Below are 15,940 nucleotides of genomic sequence, written 5' to 3'. Positions count from 1 at the left end.
TTCCCCCTTCTTGGTCTCTTGGGTTTCAGGATTGAGAGGCGGCGGCGAGCGCCTCCTCGATGTCCCTCCACAGAGCCTCGGTTCCTTCGAGGCCGACATGGAGGCGTACGGATCGCGCATGGATGCCAAAGGCATGCGCGGAATTCGGCTGTGCCTTTTGCTGAAGCACCACCTCGCCCGGTACGATCAGGCTTTCATGTCCACCCCAGCTTACACCCAGTTTGAAAAGCTTGAGGTGATCGGCGAAGGCGCGGATATCGACGCCTTCGCGGAAGATGAACGAAAACAGGCCCGACGTACCGTTGAGCCCGGCGGGCAGACGGTTGGCGAGGCCGGGATGGCAGACCGTCTCCACCACCTCGAGCCGCTGCAGACGCCTGGCAATTTCGAGGGCGGAGGCCTCGTGCGCTTTCATACGCAGCGGCAGCGTGCGCAGGCCGCGGATCAGGAGCCAGGCGTCGAAGGGCGACAGCTTGCCGCCGAGATAGGGATAGGCCTCGGCCTTGATGCGCGCGATCATCTCCTTGGAACCGGCAACGACGCCTGCCACCACATCGCTGTGGCCGCCGAGATATTTCGAGGCGGAATGGATGACGAGATCGACGCCGAGCGTCAGCGGCCGCTGGAAGAATGGGCTCGCCCAGCTGTTGTCGATCATCGAGACGACGCCGTGCCGCCTGGCGAGCGCTGCGAGCGCGCCGACGTCGTGCGCCTCCATCACCCAACTCGTCGGGCTTTCCAGGTACAAGACCTTGGCGCCGGGCAGCACTCTCGCGACCGCCTCCTCGTCGCGCCCATCGACATAGGTCACCTCGATCTTCATCCGCTTCAGGATGGTGCCGAACAGACGAAATGCGTCGGGATAGACATGTTTGACCGCGACGATGCGGTCGCCCGGCTCGACGAAGCTCAGTACGGCCGACGAGATCGCCGCCATACCGCTTGCAAAACCCAGCGCATCCTCGGCACCCTCGAGCTTGGCCAGCATTTCCTCGAAGGCGCGCACCGTCGGGTTCAGCCCGCGCGTATAGATCGGGCGGACCTTCTCGCCGCGATAGGAGGCGATCATCTCATCGTAATCGGAAAAGGTGAAAAGCGAGGTCTGGAAAATCGGCGGCACGACGGCTTCGGCGAAGTTGCCTTCGTCGTGAGCCGTGATGATGGAAGCGAGATCGAACGGGTCTGCGCCGCTGCTCATTTGGACATTTCCTTGATGTCTTCCTCGACGATATCGAGAATTTTCAATGTTTCCGCGCGCGCCGCCTCCGGATCTCCCGCAGCGATCGCGTCGAAAAGGGTGCGATGAAAGGGAAAGGACCGGCGGGCGAAATCCTGCCGGTCGAAAGGGTGCTCCCAGAAGCGCTCGAAGGTCTCGCGCATCTGTTCGAGAAGCTGGCGAAATAGCGGATTGTGGGTGGCGTCGTAGACGGCAAGATGGAAGGCTAGATCCTCCGGCCCGGAGGTGCCTTTCTCCAGGTGCACCCGCTCCATTTCATCAAGCTTTTCCTCGATGATGACGAGGTCTTTCCTTGTGCGTCGACGGGCCGCGACCATGCCCGCCTCGCATTCGATGCCGCGGCGAACCTCCAGCGTCTGTAAGAGCGCGTCGCGCAAATGAACCGCGTCGAAGGACAGCGGCATGTGGATCGTCGCCCGGGAAACCGGCTTTAACAGATAAGTACCACTGCCCTTGCGCGTCTCGATGACGCCGAGCGCCTGAAAGTGGCGGATCGCTTCGCGAATGGTCGAACGGCCGACGGCAAGCGCCGCCATCAGCTCGCGCTCGGCCGGCAGCCGGTCCCCAGCCTGCAACCTGGCTTCCTCGACATAATCCGCCAACGCATCAGTCACCTGACGCGCCCGGTCCATGACGGGAAGCGGCCGGATCACCGGCCTGTCGCTACGATTTGCCTTCATGGTTCCCCATCTTCTTATCAGGCAGCCGACCTCTGAAATTGGTCTGACATCTTAGCATTTCTCAAAGATGGAGAGGCGTCAAGTGGGTTTGCGCCATCAGACTCTCAATCGGCATCACACCGGCCGGAGTCAGGGATCGTTAATCGTTAACTGAATCGCGTCTTTGGATGCTTATATGGTCATAAATCGCCTGGCGCAGTTTATCGAACACGGGCTCACGAAAGAATCGCGTTACGTTTCTCCAATAAATTAGAGATATATTAAAGCCAGACTGATACTCCTCGCACTCTATGCAAAGCCAACAGCATAGGGTGGAGAAAAGTCGTTGAAGACCTCATATAACGCGCTACGCGCATTGCTTATTATTGCTAACATTACATCGCCATTGACCGGATATTCCGCCGCCTATGCCGCGGCGCCGCCGAAGCATGGGCTTCCTTCGCCTCAGATTTCCAAGGCGCTCGATGCGTTGCTGCTGCCCGTCAACAAGGCGGTCATAAAGAAGTTCAAGCTTGCCAAGGGTGAACACGGCGTATTGGTGCTCTCGGTCAAGAAGGGCGGCGTCGCCGACAAGCAGGGAATCAAGCCGGGCGATGTGCTGTCAGAGGTTCACGGGCATAAGGTTCACAAACCTGTCGACGTCGACGTCGCTGTCAGCCGCGATCTGAAAGCGGGTAAATCCGATATCGCCCTCGCCGTCCTTCGGGACGGTGCGCCGGTGGCTGTCGCCGCCGTCATCACGCTTGAGGAGTACAACGAGGCCATCTCGGTCACGGAAGTTTCGAGCTGGGAGAGCGACACATCGGAGACGTCCTTCTCCTATTCCGAATATGTGTCCGAGGAAACGCAGACAATCGAGTCCTCCTATGAAAGCGAAGAGACAACCGTCGAGGAAGCGATGACGCAGGAAGAATCTTCCAGCGACGAGGAAACAAGCGAAGAGGCGAGCGACGATAGTTCCGACGATGACGGCGACGACGACGCCGGTAGCGATGATGATGGCGGCGATGACTCGGACGGCGATTCCGACGACGGCTAATCATAGCCTGGCAAGGCTCTACCGCGTCTCACCCATCTGCAGCAGCGCATCGGCCACCACGTTGTGGCCGATGCAATGATCGAGCGCGTGAGGGAAGTCGCAATCAAACTCCAGGATCCTTCCTGGTCAGATTGCAGCATTCTGACCAGGAAAGGCTCTAACGGCGGCTCCGGACCACCCTGCCGCCGGCGTGGGCAAGACCGGGATGGCCAAGCCAGACCAGTGCGAGCCGCTCGCCCGTCTGCTTGGCAAGATACATATAGCTGTCGGCACGCTTCATGAATGACGTCACGTCGTCGTCCGGCTGCAGCATCGTGACACCGACTGCGGCGCCGAGTTCGACCACGGCGCCTTCGATCGCCATCGGTTTGAAAATGCGGTCCATCGCATTGGTCAGCGTCGGCTCGACGTCGTTCAAATGGGCCGGATCGACCTCAAGCAGAACGACAAATTCGTCGCCCCCAATACGTGCGATGAAGTCATTTGTTCGGAAACTGTCTCGAAAACGGCTGGCAATGGTTCTGAGCACCTCATCGCCGGCTGCGTGGCCCATCGTATCGTTGACGGCCTTGAACCCGTTGAAATCGATGAATGCCAGCACAAGGCGCTTTTCGCTCTCGTGCATCCGCTCCACATGTTCGGAGAGCACTTCGTCGAAACAGGCCCGGTTGGGAAGCCCTGAGAGCGTATCGGTTCGTGCCGACGCGCGCAGTGCAAGTTCGATTTCATGCTGGTGTCGAACACGTGCGGAAACATCGAGAATAACTTCAACATCGAAGGAAACATCATCCACGATCGTGCGCTGAGCGGAAATCAGCGTCGGGATGACCGTGCCGTCGGCGTGCCGGATATCGACCTCCTCCAACACGTAACCGCCATCTTCCTCGAGCATGCGGTGTCTGCGATCACGCGCCGGGCTGCTGATGGCAGCCCCCTCGGATGTCAGCGTCCTGCCGCGAATATCATCCCACTTCAGGCCTGTCAGGCGCAGATAGGCATCGTTTACCTTGAGGTAGCTCGATGTCTCCGTGTCGCTGGTTGAGATTGCCATCGCTATCGGCGCAAACTCGAACATTCGCATCAATATCGAGGTCAGAACCTCTGAAGGAAGTATTTCTTCGTCAGCCATGCGCTATTTCACCAAAACGACGAAAACACCCTAACCGATGAAAGTTAAGCTCTCCCTGACGGCGGCGGCCAATTTAAAAGGCCTTCTTGTCCGAACTTCAATCCGCTCGAGCATATGATAATAATTCGCCGTGGCTCGTTGACCGGGGATCAGTATGCGAGGTGCGTTTCTGACATTCGTCATTGCTCTTTCCGGCGGTGCCGCCTGCGCAGCAGGGCTCAAGGATAGCTTCGATTCAGATAGGCTGAATACGACAAATTGGACGACGCAGCAGATTCTGTCGCGTCAGTACCAGTTCGAGAAACCCGGACGCTGCGGAAGCGCTGCCATCGACATCGTCACGACGGACGGCGACAACGGTCTCGAATGCGAAGACGACTGCCAGCGCGCCGAGTTGAGAACCACCAAGAAGACGTGGCCGATTTTCGGTGACGAGGTTTGGTATGGTTTCAGCTTCAGGATAACGGGCGACGTACCGATGACAGGCAGCGCCCGTTCGGTGATTGGTCAGTGGAAGGGTCCGGGCGACGGCAGCCCGATGATTGCTCAGCGATTTGACAACGGAGTCTTCCACATCACCGTGCAGGACAACAACGTCCGGCGCGTGGTCGCAAGGGCGGAAGGCGATCCGGATGCCTTGCTTTCGGCCCAGGCCTTGCTCGGAAATCTTCCTCGCGACGAGCGTACAGTCAACGCGATCAATTCGCTGCAGTCTCTTGACCTCTTCACCAAAACGCAGCCGGACCTTTCGCAGCAGTTCTTCAAGCAGAATCTGATGGACAGCCTGGGGCCCGAGGCGCAGCCATCCGACTCCCAGCAGTTGTCGCAAGCGCTCGGACTGGGCGACCCCGCCCTGGTCGGACAGTTCAACGCTTTTTCCTTCGTGGCGGAACCCGGAAAGTACATCGGCAAGGCGGACATCGACATAGAGCCGGAAGACAACCGCTCGCTGCCGGACCCCCGCAAGGACTGGGTCGACATGGTCTACCGCATCAAGCCAGGACGCACCGACAACGAGTATGGACCGCGGCGTCCCGGGGAGATCGACATCTGGGCGAATGGCCAGAAGATCGTGTCCGTCAGAGGCAATATCGGCGCCACGCTGAGGAAGAACGATCCCCGGCCGTTGGTCGGCCCATATTTCAAGTTTGGAACCTACAGGCTGCGTACACCCGGCACCTTCCATTTCCAATTCGACGAGTTCTCTCAGGCGTCGACGCGAGCGGGACTGGGTCAAGTCTGCGCGGCTCACTGACATGACGCGCGCTTCTTCGATCCTGAGTTCGCTGTCCTTCATGCTTCAAGATGAACGCATAACAGACGGGCGGGGCGAAGAAGTCTCGGCTCTGCTCGACATTTTTAAGTGCTTGTCGATCTTGGACATGTATTGGGATCTTAACGTCGCAACGAACCAATGGAGCAGACAATTCTCTCGTCATCATTTGCCAATCCCGAGCCTGTGCAATTCGAGACCGGGTCTTTCGGCAAGCTCGTGGAGCAAGTGCGTACGCTCGCCACATGCGCAGGGCAGATCGTTACCCCGTCGCCCGACATATGGGTTTTCCGGACGGACTCGTCCATTTCCTATGTCCGCAGCTATTCCTCGATGATGAACATCGCAGTCGCGGTGTCCGGCCAAAAGACCGTCCGGATAGGCAATCATATCAAAGTCAATGATCCGAAAAACTACCTTTTGATGCATGGAAGTACGCATTATCAGGCGAGCGTCGATGCTAGTCCGGACGACCCTTACATCGCACTGAAACTGCAACTTTCCCCCGGCATTCTTGGTCCCATCCTGCTCGAACTCGCCGATCTGGGAGGGCTTCGAGACGGCACCTTTGAATCACCGCCACCGGTGTTCGTGGGTCCGGTCGAAGACACTTTCGCCGAGCCGCTCTGCAGGTTGCTGACATGTCTCGATAATCCGCTGGAGCGGCGAATGCTCGTACCTTTATACTTGCGGGAAATTGCATTCCGACTGCTGCGTTCGGATGCTGCCAGCCTTTTGCGAGCTTCCATCACGCGTGAACACACGCGCGTCTTGCGAGCCATCCGCTTCATCGAGGAAAACGCCGATGCCGGAATAACGGTCCAGGCGATGGCCGAGTCGGTTGCGATGAGTGGATCACATTTCGCGCATCGTTTTCGTGAGATTACCGGTGTCTCGCCCATTCAGTATTTGAAGAGAATTCGGCTGGAAAAAGCTCGGCTCCTGCTGCTCGAAGGCGACCTGCCGGTGAGCGTTGCTGCGGAAGAGACGGGTTATGCCAGCACGTCGCATTTCTCACGTGATTTCCGGCGACAATTCGGCCTCAGCCCCACATGTTATGCGCAGTCATTCAAAGAGCACGTCGCGGTTACGTCATGATCCGGGCTATACATTCCGCAGGATTGAGCAGCTCTTTCGCTGTTCTCGGCATGGCTTCGTCGTCGTAGGTTTGAGAGAACCGCTCCAGAAAACAGACCCACTGGAGAAACGACATGAGCATATTACTGACCATCGCCTTCGAGGCAAAACCGGACAAGCTGACAGCATTTCTGGAGCTTCTTGCGACAGTGAAGGCAGAGCTTCCGGGAACCGCCGGCTGCGAGGATATTCGCATCCTTCAGAACATCGACGAGCCAACCTCCGTCTCGCTGATAGAGACGTGGGGGTCGAGGGTCGAATATCAAGCGCATGTCGAGGCCATCGTGGCGAACGGCGGATGGGATCATGTCATGTCCCACCTCGCGAGCCCGCCGGTGAGTTTCTATTTTCAGGAGGCGTAGCGCCGTCAAGCCGCCTCGATCCGGGACCTGATCCAGCGAACGAACAGCGAGGCGGGCGGAGTGAGCCGGTCGAAACTGCGCGCGACCAGCCAGTAAGCGCCGAGGGGAATGGCGAGATCGAAGAGGCGAAGCAGCCGACCCGTCTCGATCTCCTCCTCGGCGAATATCTCGTCCATTAGCGCTATGCCCTGCCCGCGCAAAACGGCCTGCATCACCAGGCCACCATCGGCATAAACAGGGCCCCGCGCCGTCTCCGGCATGGCGCCGTCAGCCGCCTCGAACCAGCGCGACCACACGTCCCGGTTTTCCTCATGCAGCAGCGTGTGGCGCAGAATGTCCTGCGGCCGTTTGATGGCCGGCCCGGTCTCGAGCAATGCAGGCGTTGCGACCGCTATCATCCTGACATCGGCAAGATGCTTGCTCTCGACCCTCGGCCAGGCGTTCGCAACGGCGCTGTGGCGGATAGCGATCTCGGCCTGCCCGCTCCGGAACTCGACCAACCGCGGATCGGAGTCGATCGTCACATCGATCTCGGGATGCTGCGCATGAAACTCCGGCAGGCGGGGAACGAGCCAGCATGCCGCAAAGGATGGTTCTGCGCTGATCGTCACCGCCGCAGCAGCCGGCCGGCCGCGGATCTCCTCCAGGCATACATCGATCCGATCGAAGGATTGCGTGAGGATGGCCAGCAGCTTGGCGCCGGAGGGGGTGAGATGGACGCTGCGATGTCGGCGCTCGAAAAGCGCCTCGTCCAGCAGCGCTTCCAGCTCGCGAATCTGACGGCTGACGGCCGCCTGCGAGATGAACAGCTCCTGCGCAGCCAGTGTGAAGTTTTCGAGACGGCCGGCGACCTCGAATGTGCGCAAGGCCGTCAGTGGCAAGCGTCCGCGCTTCATCCATAACCTCAAGTCATTCGAAAGCGACGATAAGCTCGTTTGAACGCATAGGGCAAGAGGAAGCAGATGATCTCGAAGGAGAAATACCATGTTCGAGATCTTACGTGATGTCATCAGGCTCGTGACCTTTCAGCCGCGGCCGACCGAACCGCGAACGCCATCCCGTTCGACAGGGGTCTAAATCAACCGTCACCGCGCAACCTCCAGGCACTCGCGCTGAAAGACGCCTGACGGTGCAGGTGTCCATTGTGCCTTCAAGCATGCCATGAGAAGCTCCCGGGATCGGTGTAGCCCTTAGGATAGGCAGTGAAACATGCGCGACTATTTGAAAAGTCGAGACTTTCACCGACATATGCGCTCACTGCTGGCTCCGAGATTTCAGGAATTGGGCTGGGAACCGCAAACAGGCAAATGTAGCTTTGTCCGTGGTGGAAGGGTTGTTTGGCTGCAGGTATCCCAATATTCCAACAGCGTCATGGGCGCCAAATTTACGATCAACATGACTGAGGGCTCCGGCTCCGCCAGCGACATAAGAATACTTCATCGCCTGGAGGAGACGGATCGAGCCGTTGGCAAAGCCTTGGAGGAGCGCATCATCGCGCGCCTTCCGAGGCCCGATCCTGACCCGGAGGTTGAAGTCGTCGGAGATAACGGCCAGATGGTATCGGTGAAGCTCGGTGATCTCACTCGAGCAAATCCACGACAGTGGGAGGGTCCCGCCGACGTCTGGCTGCCTTATTTCAGCAAAAGCGATCTCGACGATTGGGCTGCATTTCTCCTGCCTCGCCTTGACCGGCTGATCGCGTCTTCCTCGTCTGAAACAGTCGATCCGCAATTGTGGGCACAGCGGTTTCGCCGTCTCACAGGTTTTTTCCGCTCAAAGTGAGAGATATGCGGTGGTCGATTACCCCAGGTGGATGGCACCCATCGGCAGCTTTCTAACCCGCTACCGGCTTCAGATCGACGAGCGCCTTGATCGGCAGGTGGTCCGAGGCGATGCGGGCCAGCGGCGTGTCGTGCGCTGCCACCTCCGAGATGATGCCCTTGCGATTGGCGATGATACGGTCGAGGGCGAGCAGCGGCAGGCCGGCGGGAAAACTCGGGACGGCGGGTGGCAGCGGGCCGAAGGCGGATTGGAAAGTGTTGAGCGACGAACTGTCGCCGAGCCGCCATTCGTTGAGGTCGCCGAGCAGGATGGTCGGCATTTCGTGCCTGTCGTTGATGAGTTCGACGAGGGTCCGGGCCTGCTGGGCTCTGTTATGGCGCAACAGGCCGAAATGCGCGGCGATGATGCGCAGCACCCCGCCCTCTTCGAGTTCGATTTCGGCGACAAGCGCCCCACGCGGCTCCAGCCCCGGCAGCTTGACCTGATGCACGTCGTGCACCAGCCCCTTCTTGAACAGCACGACATTGCCGTGCCAGCCGTGCGCTTTCGCCATGCCCGCAACCGGCACCGGGATCAGCCCCGTCTCCCGCTCAAGCCGACCGAGATCGAGAATGCCCGTGCGCTCGCCGAAGCGCGTATCGGCCTCCTGCAGCGCAATCACGTCGGCGCCGATTTCGTGGATCACCCGGCTGGTGCGTTCCGGATCGAAGCGCCGATCGGTGCCGACACATTTGTGCACATTGTAGGAGGCGATCAGGGTTCCGGCGCTGTGCGGCCTCGACTCCGTATAGGCCGGATCGAGTCGCTTTTTCCTGTTCCTGATCGAGGCGAGAATACTGGAGGGAAGACTGTCTTTCTTGGCCTGCATCGGACGGCGCACTTGTTCCGTTGATCAAAAAGGCTTCTCTCGGGAGTATAGGCAAGGCGGCGCAACTTGCCACGTCCGATCGCGAAAAATCCGCTCAGAGATAGGGGGAACCGAGCCACAGCACCTTCTCGAGCAGCCGCACCGGGAACGGCCGCGCGCGTAAGCCCTCCAGCGTCACCGGCGTCGCCGATTTCAGGGTTTCCTCGATATGCTCGTCGATCTCGGCTGCGAAGCCCTCATTCAGCACCTCGAGATCGACCTCGAAATTCAGCCTGAGCGAGCGCGGGTCGAGATTGGAGGAGCCGACATAGGCCCATGTGCCGTCGATCGTCAGCAGCTTCGAATGGCTGAAACTGCCGGTCGCGCGCCAGATGCGGCAATAATTCTTGAGAATCTGATCGAATTGCGCCGTCATCGCTCTATCGACCAGCATGAGGTTGTTGACATCAGGCACGACGATATCGACTTCGACGCCGCGCCGCGCGGACGTCACCAGGGCGCTGATGAGCTCGCGGTCCGGCAGGAAATAGGGCGACATGATGCGGATCGACTGGCGCGCCACCGAAAAGGCGCCCATCAGCATCTTGTGGTTGGTCTCCACACTGCGGTCCGGCCCGGAGGCGACCACGCGCATCAGAATGGGATCGCCGGGGCTGCGCTGTGGCGGCTCGATGCGCCAGGCCTCGCCGTTCAACAGTTCCTGCGTGGTGAAGCGCCAGTCTTCGGCGGCAAGGTCGAAGAGGTCGGCGACGACGGGGCCGGTGACGCTGAAATGCGTGTCGTGGGCAAAGCTCTCGCCCGTCGCCTCCTCGCTGAAGCCTGCCCTGATGTTCATCCCGCCGGTCAGAGCAATTTTACCGTCGACGATCAGAATCTTGCGGTGGGTGCGCAGGTTGGCATAGGGCAGCCGCAGGCCCATGATGACGTTGCCGTTAAAGACGGCGACGGTGACGCCGCCCTCCGTGAGATGGCCGAGAATGCTCGGCACAGAATAACGCGCCCCTACCGCGTCGATCAGCACCCGGACCTCCACGCCGCGCCGCGCCGCCGCAATCAGCGCATCGGCGATGCGAAGACCGATGACGTCGCGGTCGAAAATATAGGTTTCGAGCAGGATGCTGCGCGACGCCTCGTCGATGATCGATTTCATCGCCGCATAGGCCTCGTCGCCGGTCTCCAGCATGTCGATAGAGTTGCCTGAAGTCAGCGGATTGCGGGTCACCCGGTCGCCGAGTGTCTGCAGCGCCGCAAAGCGGCGGCCGAACTGGCTGATCACCGTCTCGGGCTCGGCGTCGAAAGTCTCCAACTCGTCGATCTCGGCCGCGGGCAGCAGCGCATCGCGGCGGATGCTCAGCGATTTCCGACGAATGCGGTTGATGCCGGCGATCGCATAGAGCAACGCGCCGATGATGGGAGACAGGATGATGACGCCGACCCAACCGATTGCGGCGCGCACTTCCTCCTTGGTCATGGCGGCATGGATCGCCGCCGCGGCTCCCATGGCGATCGAAACGACAAAGAGGATATGCGGCCAATAGGTCGACAGGAGATAGAACATCGCTGGCAAATATAACCGCGAAACGGCGGCGTTCAATCGCGCTGCCGTTCTCCCCTGACGCGAAATTTTTAGAGACGATCAATTTGCCGCCTGCGCCCACGCCGACGCGGGAACAATCCCGGTGCGGATCGATTTGACCGAGGAGATAAGGATCGCACCATGAACATCGCCGCAAGCGTCGGTCCCGCCCTGGCACCCGAAGTCGCGAACGCCGAAAGCATCGCCGAACTCCGGCATCAGGCCGAAGGCTGCACCCGCTGTGATCTCTACAGGAACGCCACGCAGATCGTTTTCGGCGAAGGCCCCGGTAAAGTCGAGATCGTCGTCGTCGGCGAGCAGCCGGGCGACCGGGAAGATCTGACCGGCAGGCCTTTCGTCGGTCCCGCGGGCAACCTGCTCGATCGCTGCCTTGAGGAGGCCGGCCTCGATCGTGAGCGCTGTTACGTCACTAACGTGGTCAAGCACTTCAAGTTTACCCCGCGCGGCAAACGGCGGCTGCACGCAAAGCCGAACGCAGGCGAGATCAGGCGTTGCGCCTGGTGGCTTGGGGCCGAGCTCAATATCCTCCGGCCGAAACTCATCGTGGCGCTCGGCGCGAGCGCGCTTTACGCGCTGCTCGGGCCGAAAGTGAAGTTGACGCCGGAGCGCGGCCACATCCTCTATCCGGCAAACCGTCCGCCTGTTCTGGTCACCATCCACCCGTCCTATCTGCTGCGCATCCGCGATGAGGCCGACCGGGATAGGCAGCACCGAAATTTCGTCTCAGATCTGCACAAGGCAGCGGAGTTTCGGCCCGAATGAACGGCGATTCTCAACCTTGATATGCTGCAATGCGAAATATTTGCGGTTGTGGGGCGATTTCGCTTGAAAGAGCTCCGCTCCTCTGGAACCATCTAACCAGTATCGCGTTCGAACGACGGCATCATGTGACTGGAGATCAGCGATGACAGAAACTCGGGATGAGTGGATCAAAAAACGTGCATACGCCCTCTGGGAAGAAGAGGGTTACCCGACAGGGCGAGATTCCATCCATTGGGAACAGGCACGACACGAGCGCGACACGCTCGAGGGTTCGGCTGCGACGTCCAATGGCAAGGAAGTCAAGGCCAAGGCAAAACGCACCGTGACGGGCAGCAAGACGACGAACGGTGTCGTTAAACCGGCGCCAAAGCGGACCGCGAGCCGCAAGACGGCGTCCTAAGCACAGGAATATCAAGCAGGTCGACTAAAAAAGGGCGCCCCGCGGCGCTCTTCGACCTTGCTTGTCATATGCCTGAATTAGTTGTGCTTTATTAAATTGTGAGGGCGGCTTTTTATGCGGGGGTGAACACAGGCCGAATGATACTGCAAGCTTTGAGGCTTCCCCAAAAATCTGCGCCCACGCGACAGTCCCGAGAACACAGCCTGTTCCGGGAACAAGAAGATGCACCGATTGTTTATGGCGAAACAGGGAAAGTTGCCATGGACGACGGCCATATCGATCTCCATTTCCTTCCGCGCTTTAAAGCCAGCGGCCGCATTCCGGCCGGGATCGTGTGAGGGATGGAGATGTCGCTCCTGCTCATCGCTGCCCTGCTCTACCTCGGCCTCGCACTCGGGTTCATCCTTGTCATCGACAATCTCGTCGGCCTGGTTTTCCGCGATCCGCGCGCGCCGCTGCAACTGCCCTCCTTCGACATCAGCCGCGCCTTCGCTGCATCGCAAAAACTCTATCGAAAATAGCGTTCACGGGCGCGCCCGCAGACCGGCGATATCTGGGCGTTCATGCCGCTCGCGCCGTTTCCGTCGGCTTTGACGATGTGTTTTGCGCTGCTCTCGCCGCCCTTCTCCGAATCCCCACCTTTGCGATCGACGACCAAATGGCCGGAACTTTTGGCCTCCTTACCGGTTCGATCTCTTTGCAAAACAAAGGACGCGGCGGTGACAACCGCCGGCCGCATCCGGGAAGGGATTTTCGACATGGCCAAATCGAAGAAGAAGTGGTCGCAGGACGTTACTGAACACAGCGACGCGATGGACCTGAAGGAAGGCGTGTTCAAATCGGACGATCCGAAGAAGATTGCCCGCTCCGTCAAGCATTCCGCCGACGAAAGTCATCGCCGCAAATCGAGCCCCTTTCGTGCCGCGATGTCGATGCTCACCTTCTACATCAACCGCGCCGGCGACCAGTTGACCAAAAAGCGGCGAGGCACCCTTGAAAAAGCCAAGGACGAACTGCGAAAAGACTTTGGTCGGGAACCGAAGGGTTAGGTGCAGATGGCATACGAGCTGTATTACTGGGACGGCATTCAGGGCCGCGGCGAATTCGTCCGGCTGGCGCTGGAAGAAGCCGGCGCTGACTATATCGACATCACCCGCCAGCCCGGGCGGGGAACCGGCGCCATGTTCGCCGTCATGGAAAGCGAAAGCGAGCCGCATGTTCCCTTTGCGCCGCCCTTCCTGAAGGACGGCGACCTCATCATCCCGCACGTTGCCAACATCCTATTTTATCTCGGGCCGAAGCTCGGTCTGGCACCTGATGATGAGGGCCTTCGTTATGTCGTCAACGGCCTGCAGCTCACCGTCACCGATTTCGTCGCCGAAGTGCACGACACGCACCACCCGATCGACACGTCGCTCTATTACGAGGATCAGAAAGAGGAGGCGAAAGCCCGCTCAGCCGCTTTCATCCGCGAACGCATTCCGAAATTCCTCGGTTATTTCGAGCGTGTGCTGCGGCAGAATCCTGAAGGTCCCGATCATATGGTCGGGAATGCTCTCACCTATGTCGATCTCTCGCTCTTCCAGGTGATCGAGGGCCTGACCTATGCCTTCCCCAAAGCCATGGCGAACTGCAAGGCGGAATATCCCGGCCTCCTAGCCCTGCGTGATGCAGTGACGAAGCGTCCAAACATTGCCCGCTATCTCGCCTCGCCACGCCGCCTCGCCTTCAATGAGGAAGGGATTTTCAGGCATTATCCCGAACTCGATAGTGCGGAATAAATTCATTGCAGCGGCACGGCCGCATCGAAGAAATCGCTCCAGGGATCCCTTGCCCGGCTCTCCAGACGCTGCGCCACATTGGCGAGCGTGAAGGCGGCCGGACCGGCCAACTCCCGCAATTCCTGCCAATCCAGCGGCATCGAAACCGGGGCGCCAGCGCGCGCCCGCGTCGAATAGGGCGCGACTGCCGTGTTACCGCGGCCGTTGCGGAGATAATCGATATAGATATGCCCGCCGCGTTTTGCTTTCGTGGCCGTTGCCAGATACTTCTGTGGCGCGTCGGCCGACATGCTTTCGGCAAACCCGTGGGCGAAATCCTTCACCTCAGCCCAACCGGCCTTCGGCGCAAGCGGCGTCACCACATGCAGCCCCTTGCCACCCGACGTCTTGACGAAGGCCGCAAGGCCGCGCGCCTCCAGCCGCGTCTTTACTTCAAAGGCGGCTGCGATCACCGCGCTCCAGGCGACGTCTTCGCCGGGATCAAGGTCCATGGTGATCATATCGGGTCTTTCCCAATGATCGGTGGTCGTACCCCAGGGATGGATTTCCAGTACGGCCGACTGCACCAGCGCCACGAGGCCGTCGAAATCGGCGATGCGCAGCAGCTTTTCACCGTCCGCATCCTGTGGATCGGCGATCTCCTCGATATGGGGATTCATGCCCTTCCATGCGTGTTTCTGGAAAAACCGCTGATGGCTTTTAATCCCGTCCGGCAGGCGCAGCAGCGCCAACGGCCGGCTGACGACATAGGGGGCCATGAAGCGCCAGACCTCGGCGTAATAATCCGCCAGCCCCTGTTTGGTCACGCCCTCGTCCGGCCAGTAGAGCCGGTCGGGATGGGTTAGCGATACGTCCGATTTCAGCGGATTGCTCTGGCTCATTCTTCGATCTCGCGTGTGAGGAAATCAAGTAACCTGTTTTCCTCGGCGCGCAAGCCGCGCAATGGTTCGCTGCAGTCCTCCGGCAGCGGATGATCGTTGCCGGCAAGCGCGATGATTGCGGGATGGATATAACTCGAGCGCGAAATCGCCGGCGTATTGTGCAGCGCCTCCGCTGCGGCCTCCGACATCTGCTTCACCGTCGGCCGGCTGCCACTGATAATCTTTTCGCGCGCTGTCCCGAAGGCCGCCAGCGATCCGGCCCAGGTGCGGAAGGTCTTCGCCGAAATGGGAATGCCGGATATTTCGGCGAGATAGGCATTCAGCCGGCCGGAATCGACCGGCTTCAGCGCCCCGCTTTCGTCCTTCCAGACGAAAAGCTGGCGGCCGGGCAGATCCGCGATCTCCTCCAGGATCTTCTGCAATCTGGGATGCCTGAGGCTGCGCTGGACACGCTTGCCGCCCTTGGCCCGGAATTTGAGTTCGATCTGCCCATCGACGATCTTCAAGTGGCGCTTCAGCAGCGTAGTGGCGCCATAGGTGCCGTTTTCCCTGACATAGGCCTGGTTGCCGACACGCAAGTGCGCCTCGTCGAGCAGCGTCGTCAAAGCCGCCAACACGCCGTTAACATCCTCGGTGCCGGTATCGAGATGGCGCAGCACTGTGCGCCGTATCTTCGGCAACGACCGGCCGAATTCGATCAGCTGATGGAATTTTCCGGCACTTCGGAAGGATTGCCAGTCCTTGTGGTAGCGGTATTGCTTGCGTCCGCGCGCATCGAAACCCGTCGCCTGCAGATGGCCATTCTCATAAAGACAGATCCAGACGTTCTCATAGGCCGGCGGCAGGCCGAGTGCGCCGATACGCGCCCGTTGCAATCCGTCGGCAAGCGTCGTTCCATCCGGCATCACATAGCTGAAGCCCTTGCCTTTCCTGCGCCTGCGGATGCCAGGTTCGGTGTCGCTGACATAGACAAGACCAAGTTCGGTGATGGCTTCGGCATTCATCTTCTCTG

Annotated in this window: 19 protein-coding genes; 11 read left to right on the top strand and 8 right to left on the bottom strand. The window is 59.7% G+C overall.

All coding sequences use genetic code 11. The features are described from left to right. Positions 1-25 precede the first annotated feature (25 nt). Entirely contained in the window at positions 26-1,198 is a 1,173-nt protein-coding gene (locus EFQ99_RS02875) for a PLP-dependent transferase (protein ID WP_126919141.1), read from the bottom strand. Then, positions 1,195-1,917 (bottom strand): FadR/GntR family transcriptional regulator, encoded by a 723-nt coding sequence (locus tag EFQ99_RS02870; protein WP_126919140.1) that lies wholly within the window; start codon positions 1,915-1,917, stop codon positions 1,195-1,197. Before EFQ99_RS02870 ends, EFQ99_RS02875 begins: the two co-directional genes overlap by 4 nt. Positions 1,918-2,242: 325 nt before the next feature. Here EFQ99_RS02870 and EFQ99_RS02865 point away from each other — a divergent pair, with 325 nt between their 5' ends. Next, positions 2,243-2,956 carry a PDZ domain-containing protein gene (locus EFQ99_RS02865; RefSeq protein WP_126919139.1) on the top strand — a complete coding sequence of 238 codons (714 nt, stop codon included), beginning with the start codon at positions 2,243-2,245 and terminating at the stop codon, positions 2,954-2,956. Positions 2,957-3,113: 157 nt separating this feature from the next. On the opposite strand, the gene EFQ99_RS02860 is transcribed toward EFQ99_RS02865, so the two are convergent. Further along, positions 3,114-4,085: a GGDEF domain-containing protein gene (locus EFQ99_RS02860; protein ID WP_245441426.1), complete on the bottom strand. Its 972-nt coding sequence runs from the start codon at positions 4,083-4,085 to the stop codon at positions 3,114-3,116. 154 nt (positions 4,086-4,239) lie between these two features. Here EFQ99_RS02860 and EFQ99_RS02855 point away from each other — a divergent pair, with 154 nt between their 5' ends. From EFQ99_RS02855 to EFQ99_RS02845, 3 genes are all read left to right on the top strand, one after another. Beyond that, positions 4,240-5,340 (top strand): heparin lyase I family protein, encoded by a 1,101-nt coding sequence (locus EFQ99_RS02855; RefSeq protein ID WP_126919138.1) that lies wholly within the window; start codon positions 4,240-4,242, stop codon positions 5,338-5,340. Positions 5,341-5,499: 159 nt separating this feature from the next. Then, positions 5,500-6,456 (top strand): AraC family transcriptional regulator, encoded by a 957-nt coding sequence (locus EFQ99_RS02850; protein ID WP_126919137.1) that lies wholly within the window; start codon positions 5,500-5,502, stop codon positions 6,454-6,456. 113 nt (positions 6,457-6,569) lie between these two features. Beyond that, the gene (locus EFQ99_RS02845) at positions 6,570-6,857 is read left to right on the top strand and encodes a putative quinol monooxygenase (RefSeq protein WP_126919136.1); all 288 of its coding nucleotides are present in this window, start codon (positions 6,570-6,572) and stop codon (positions 6,855-6,857) included. 5 nt (positions 6,858-6,862) lie between these two features. On the opposite strand, the gene EFQ99_RS02840 is transcribed toward EFQ99_RS02845, so the two are convergent. Further along, positions 6,863-7,753, bottom strand: a complete 891-nt coding sequence (locus tag EFQ99_RS02840) for a LysR substrate-binding domain-containing protein (RefSeq protein ID WP_126919135.1) — start codon at positions 7,751-7,753, stop codon at positions 6,863-6,865. A gap of 313 nt (positions 7,754-8,066) precedes the next feature. On the opposite strand from EFQ99_RS02840, the gene EFQ99_RS02835 reads away from it, so the two are divergent. Next, entirely contained in the window at positions 8,067-8,639 is a 573-nt protein-coding gene (locus tag EFQ99_RS02835) for a hypothetical protein (protein WP_126919134.1), read from the top strand. 52 nt (positions 8,640-8,691) lie between these two features. Here EFQ99_RS02835 and EFQ99_RS02830 read toward each other — a convergent pair whose 3' ends face one another. Both EFQ99_RS02830 and EFQ99_RS02825 read right to left on the bottom strand, forming a co-directional pair. Continuing rightward, entirely contained in the window at positions 8,692-9,507 is an 816-nt protein-coding gene (locus tag EFQ99_RS02830; protein ID WP_126919133.1) for an endonuclease/exonuclease/phosphatase family protein, read from the bottom strand. Positions 9,508-9,601: 94 nt separating this feature from the next. Further along, positions 9,602-11,065: a phospholipase D-like domain-containing protein gene (locus EFQ99_RS02825; protein ID WP_126919583.1), complete on the bottom strand. Its 1,464-nt coding sequence runs from the start codon at positions 11,063-11,065 to the stop codon at positions 9,602-9,604. Between the two features lie 159 nt (positions 11,066-11,224). Between EFQ99_RS02825 and EFQ99_RS02820 the strand changes: the two genes are divergently transcribed. The 6 genes from EFQ99_RS02820 to EFQ99_RS02800 all read left to right on the top strand — a co-directional run bounded on the left by EFQ99_RS02820 (position 11,225) and on the right by EFQ99_RS02800 (position 14,047). Continuing rightward, positions 11,225-11,866 carry a UdgX family uracil-DNA binding protein gene (locus EFQ99_RS02820; RefSeq protein WP_126919132.1) on the top strand — a complete coding sequence of 214 codons (642 nt, stop codon included), beginning with the start codon at positions 11,225-11,227 and terminating at the stop codon, positions 11,864-11,866. Between the two features lie 142 nt (positions 11,867-12,008). Beyond that, on the top strand, positions 12,009-12,266 hold the full coding sequence (locus tag EFQ99_RS02815) for a DUF2934 domain-containing protein (protein ID WP_126919131.1): 258 nt from the start codon (positions 12,009-12,011) through the stop codon (positions 12,264-12,266). Positions 12,267-12,403: 137 nt separating this feature from the next. Further along, positions 12,404-12,604, top strand: coding sequence for a hypothetical protein (locus tag EFQ99_RS02810; protein WP_126919130.1), 201 nt, complete (start codon positions 12,404-12,406; stop codon positions 12,602-12,604). Between the two features lie 9 nt (positions 12,605-12,613). Continuing rightward, a complete protein-coding gene (locus EFQ99_RS34890) occupies positions 12,614-12,787 on the top strand; it encodes a hypothetical protein (RefSeq protein ID WP_164736328.1) in 174 nt (57 codons plus the stop codon). A gap of 237 nt (positions 12,788-13,024) precedes the next feature. Then, a complete protein-coding gene (locus EFQ99_RS02805) occupies positions 13,025-13,315 on the top strand; it encodes a DUF3175 domain-containing protein (protein ID WP_126919582.1) in 291 nt (96 codons plus the stop codon). Between the two features lie 6 nt (positions 13,316-13,321). Continuing rightward, positions 13,322-14,047 (top strand): glutathione S-transferase, encoded by a 726-nt coding sequence (locus EFQ99_RS02800; RefSeq protein WP_126919129.1) that lies wholly within the window; start codon positions 13,322-13,324, stop codon positions 14,045-14,047. 2 nt (positions 14,048-14,049) lie between these two features. On the opposite strand, the gene ligD is transcribed toward EFQ99_RS02800, so the two are convergent. After that, the gene (gene ligD, locus EFQ99_RS02795) at positions 14,050-14,928 is read right to left on the bottom strand and encodes a non-homologous end-joining DNA ligase (RefSeq protein WP_126919128.1); all 879 of its coding nucleotides are present in this window, start codon (positions 14,926-14,928) and stop codon (positions 14,050-14,052) included. After that, the gene (locus EFQ99_RS02790) at positions 14,925-15,932 is read right to left on the bottom strand and encodes a DNA topoisomerase IB (RefSeq protein ID WP_126919127.1); all 1,008 of its coding nucleotides are present in this window, start codon (positions 15,930-15,932) and stop codon (positions 14,925-14,927) included. The genes ligD and EFQ99_RS02790 overlap by 4 nt, the downstream gene beginning before the upstream one ends. Between the last annotated feature and the right edge of the window lie 8 nt (positions 15,933-15,940).

This window comes from Rhizobium vallis, from assembly GCF_003985155.1.
Taxonomy (GTDB): domain Bacteria; phylum Pseudomonadota; class Alphaproteobacteria; order Rhizobiales; family Rhizobiaceae; genus Rhizobium; species Rhizobium vallis.
The sequence above is the reverse complement of the archived record's forward strand: the minus strand, read 5'-3'. Positions and strand labels throughout refer to the sequence as shown.

Excerpts from the sequence above, each read along its gene's own strand:
- EFQ99_RS02800 (WP_126919129.1), top strand. The coding sequence starts at position 13,322 with ATGGCATACGAGCTGTATTACTGGGACGGCATTCAGGGCCGCGGCGAA.
- EFQ99_RS02845 (WP_126919136.1), top strand. The coding sequence starts at position 6,570 with ATGAGCATATTACTGACCATCGCCTTCGAGGCAAAACCGGACAAGCTG.
- EFQ99_RS02805 (WP_126919582.1), top strand. The coding sequence starts at position 13,025 with ATGGCCAAATCGAAGAAGAAGTGGTCGCAGGACGTTACTGAACACAGC.
- EFQ99_RS34890 (WP_164736328.1), top strand. The coding sequence starts at position 12,614 with ATGTCGCTCCTGCTCATCGCTGCCCTGCTCTACCTCGGCCTCGCACTC.
- EFQ99_RS02815 (WP_126919131.1), top strand. The coding sequence starts at position 12,009 with ATGACAGAAACTCGGGATGAGTGGATCAAAAAACGTGCATACGCCCTC.
- EFQ99_RS02860 (WP_245441426.1), bottom strand. The coding sequence starts at position 4,085 with ATGGCTGACGAAGAAATACTTCCTTCAGAGGTTCTGACCTCGATATTG.
- EFQ99_RS02790 (WP_126919127.1), bottom strand. The coding sequence starts at position 15,932 with ATGAATGCCGAAGCCATCACCGAACTTGGTCTTGTCTATGTCAGCGAC.
- EFQ99_RS02840 (WP_126919135.1), bottom strand. The coding sequence starts at position 7,753 with ATGAAGCGCGGACGCTTGCCACTGACGGCCTTGCGCACATTCGAGGTC.
- EFQ99_RS02875 (WP_126919141.1), bottom strand. The coding sequence starts at position 1,198 with ATGAGCAGCGGCGCAGACCCGTTCGATCTCGCTTCCATCATCACGGCT.
- EFQ99_RS02850 (WP_126919137.1), top strand. The coding sequence starts at position 5,500 with ATGGAGCAGACAATTCTCTCGTCATCATTTGCCAATCCCGAGCCTGTG.
- EFQ99_RS02870 (WP_126919140.1), bottom strand. The coding sequence starts at position 1,917 with ATGAAGGCAAATCGTAGCGACAGGCCGGTGATCCGGCCGCTTCCCGTC.
- EFQ99_RS02810 (WP_126919130.1), top strand. The coding sequence starts at position 12,404 with ATGATACTGCAAGCTTTGAGGCTTCCCCAAAAATCTGCGCCCACGCGA.
- EFQ99_RS02830 (WP_126919133.1), bottom strand. The coding sequence starts at position 9,507 with ATGCAGGCCAAGAAAGACAGTCTTCCCTCCAGTATTCTCGCCTCGATC.
- EFQ99_RS02835 (WP_126919134.1), top strand. The coding sequence starts at position 8,067 with ATGCGCGACTATTTGAAAAGTCGAGACTTTCACCGACATATGCGCTCA.
- EFQ99_RS02820 (WP_126919132.1), top strand. The coding sequence starts at position 11,225 with ATGAACATCGCCGCAAGCGTCGGTCCCGCCCTGGCACCCGAAGTCGCG.
- EFQ99_RS02825 (WP_126919583.1), bottom strand. The coding sequence starts at position 11,065 with ATGTTCTATCTCCTGTCGACCTATTGGCCGCATATCCTCTTTGTCGTT.
- ligD (WP_126919128.1), bottom strand. The coding sequence starts at position 14,928 with ATGAGCCAGAGCAATCCGCTGAAATCGGACGTATCGCTAACCCATCCC.
- EFQ99_RS02855 (WP_126919138.1), top strand. The coding sequence starts at position 4,240 with ATGCGAGGTGCGTTTCTGACATTCGTCATTGCTCTTTCCGGCGGTGCC.